This is a genomic window from uncultured Shewanella sp. (genome assembly GCF_947495455.1).
In the GTDB taxonomy this organism is placed as follows: domain Bacteria; phylum Pseudomonadota; class Gammaproteobacteria; order Enterobacterales; family Shewanellaceae; genus Shewanella.
Genome location: NZ_CANLZC010000237.1, coordinates 1 through 688 on the forward strand (window position 1 = coordinate 1; position 688 = coordinate 688).

Here is a 688-nt window from a genome sequence, read left to right on the forward strand (position 1 = left end):
GGTAATGAGATATTTCAGTTACTCCGTGCCAGTATTCCGATGGGCGGGCGTAGCTTAACGATTTATGAGAAAACGTTTAAAGAAAGTGCATTGAATACCAACGCAGCCCATACTCAGTTTTTAAATGAATTGGAATCGATTTTACCTGAAGGCTGTCAGCCTATCATTATGGCAGATGCTATTTTTCGCGCGCCTTGGTTTAGCGTTGTAGAAAAGAAAAATTGGTACTGGATTACCCGTGTAAGGGGAAGAGTCTCGCTATCTCAGGATAAGGCGATTTGGACAACGGCCTATCAATGGTTTACTCAAGCTAAAGTCGGAAAAGTGCTACCGCTGGGTTCACTTTATTACAGTAAAGGCAATAAGCATGCATGTCAGGGGGTCCTCTACAAGCGAGTTAAAAAAGGCAGGTTTAAAAAGAAGATGCGTGGTGGTGTATCAAACAAGACCATGGATAAAACACATAAAAAGGATGCAAATGAGCCGTGGCTGTTAGTGTATTGCTTACCTGAAAAAATAAAGAACCAGCCGGAGCGAGTTGTAAAAAGTTATCGCCAACGAATGCAAATTGAAGAAAATTTTAGGGACACTAAGAATGGCAAACTCGGCGTAGCAATTGAATACTCAAACTCTAAAACGCTCCTAAGATATGACAACTTATTACTGGTAGCCGCACTAGCTTTATTTA

At 41.1% G+C, this 688-nt stretch carries 1 protein-coding gene; it reads left to right on the forward strand.

The genetic code is table 11. The features are described 5' to 3' along the window. On the forward strand, nucleotides 1-688 hold a 688-nt coding region (locus tag Q0791_RS24935; protein ID WP_299011958.1), incomplete at both ends, for an IS4 family transposase.